This window comes from Paenibacillus sp. P4_A9, from assembly GCF_056402415.1.
Genome location: NZ_JBFUHL010000180.1, coordinates 1 through 2,253, shown reverse-complemented (window position 1 = coordinate 2,253; position 2,253 = coordinate 1). Strand labels below are relative to the sequence as shown.

The following is a 2,253-nucleotide window of genomic DNA, read 5'->3' as shown; positions in this document are numbered from 1 at the left end:
GAATAAAGGCTATACGTTCGTAGGCTGGAACACAACGGTGGATGGCAGCGGTACAAGCTACCCAGTGAATGCTGTTTTCAGCATGGGCAAGGAGGATATAACGCTCTATGCGCAATGGACGACAAACCCGACTTACACCGTAACCTATAACGCTAATGGCAGCACGGGTGGAGACGTACCCACCGATGACAACTCGTATGCGCAAAGCGCATCGGTAACGGTATCAGGCAACATAGGGAAATTGGAGAAATCGGGCAATACGTTAACGGGTTGGAACACAGCAGCAGATGGCAGCGGAACAAGCTACGCAGCGAATGTGGAGTTTCGTATGGGGGCGGAGAATTTGAYGCTCTATGCACAGTGGACGTCGAATCCCACGTACAATGTAAGCTATGACGGCAATGGCAGCATAGGAGGATCTTTACCGGAAGATAGCAATTCGTACATGGAAACCGCATCGGTAACGGTATTAGAAAACCTTTGGAATTTAGAGAACGCAGGTTACACATTTGCTGGTTGGAACACGACTCCGGATGGCAGTGGAACGAGCTATAAGGAAGGTTCCCAATTCAACATGGGTAAAACGAATGTTACACTGTACGCGAAATGGACCAAGAACCAGACACATACTATAACATATAACGGAAATGGCAGCACAGAAGGAACCGTGCCAACGGATACCAATACGTACGAGCAAGACGCGATTGGCATGGCAGCAGATAACACAGGCAGTTTGGTGAAAACGGGCTATACATTTAAGGGCTGGAACACAGCTGCAGATGGAAGTGGAACGAGCTATGATGTAAACACGATATTTAGTATGGTAGCGAAGGATATGACGCTGTACGCGCAGTGGTCGAAGAACGCGACATATACCGTAAGCTATAGCGGTAATGGCAGCACGGGTGGAACCGTGCCGATGGATAATCATAAGTATGAGCAGAACGCGATAGCAACCGTTTTAGATATCACAGGCAGTTTAGTGAACGGGGACATGACATTTACTGGTTGGAGCACCACAGCAGATGGCAGTGGAAGTAGCTATTATGCAGGCTATGATTTACTTCTAGAAACGACGAATGTAACGCTGTACGCGCAGTGGACGACGAACCAGACGTACACCGTAACCTATAACGGAAATGGCAGCACTGGAGGAAACGCACCCACGGACACCAATGCGTACGAGTCAAACGCGACGGCTACCGTATTTGGAAATACAGAGGATTTGGTGAACACAGGCAAGACGTTTATTGGCTGGGACACGGCTGCGAACGGATCAGGAACTCGCTATTTGGCCGATACTGAATTAACGATCGAAACGACGAATGTTACGCTCTACGCGCAGTGGACGGCGAATCCGACATTCACAGTCAGCTATAATGGGAATGGCAGCACAGGAGGAAGCGCGCCTAAAGATAGTAACGCATACGTACAAAATGCATCAGTTACTGTACCTGGGGATGCAGGGAGTTTGGTGAAAACGGGCAGCACGTTTGCGGGCTGGAACACAGCGGCAGATGGAAGTGGCATCAGCTATGCCGATAATGATACGTTTAAGATGGGAACGGCGAATGTGTCACTATTCGCTCAATGGGAAATCAAGTTAGACCAACCAAAAGATGCTGAAGATGATAATAATAAAGAATTCCAATTTAGTGATATCTCCGGACATTGGGCTGAGGCAAACATTAAGCAATCCGTGAAAGACCAAATCGTATCTGGTTATCCCGACAGAACATTTAAGCCAGATAAAACGGTGACACGTGCAGAATTTGCAGTCATGCTAATCAATGCGCTGAAGCCGCAAGGTAAAGAAGCCGAGTTGTCTTTTACCGACAAATAGAAGATCGCAAACTGGGCACAGAGTGCAGTAGCCAAGGCTGTAGAGGCCGGCATTATTGGCGGTTACGAGGACGGTACATTCCGTCCAGCTGCAGAAATTACTCGCGCCGAGATTGATCGCAAGAGCGCTTAAGCTAGTTCTCCATACAGAAACTGTAACTGACTTCTCTGATGACAGTAGCATTCCCGCGTGGTCTAAAGGCGCGGTTAGTGAATTGAAGAAGCTTGGTATTGTAGGAGGCAAAGGAGCCAACGAATTCGATCCTTCTGCCCAAACAACCAGAGCTGAAGCAATCACGGTTCTACTTAGAATGTTGGCACAAATGAACAAATAACCATTTATTATATAAATATATTTGAAAAAACTCGCTTTCTCCCCCAAACGGGGGAGATCTTTTTGTTCTCATTTCC

3 protein-coding genes are annotated in these 2,253 nt (G+C 47.6%); all 3 read left to right on the top strand.

Annotated elements, in window-relative coordinates; all coding sequences use genetic code 11:
- A partial coding sequence (locus AC1DVJ_RS30680; RefSeq protein WP_477596668.1) for an InlB B-repeat-containing protein occupies positions 1–1,843 on the top strand: 1,843 nt, incomplete at its 5' end.
- A gap of 3 nt (positions 1,844–1,846) precedes the next feature.
- Entirely contained in the window at positions 1,847–1,975 is a 129-nt protein-coding gene (locus AC1DVJ_RS30675) for an S-layer homology domain-containing protein (RefSeq protein WP_477596672.1), read from the top strand.
- Complete coding sequence (locus tag AC1DVJ_RS30670; protein ID WP_477596670.1) at positions 1,956–2,177, top strand: S-layer homology domain-containing protein; 222 nt, start codon at positions 1,956–1,958, stop codon at positions 2,175–2,177. Before AC1DVJ_RS30675 ends, AC1DVJ_RS30670 begins: the two co-directional genes overlap by 20 nt.
- Positions 2,178–2,253 lie beyond the last annotated feature (76 nt).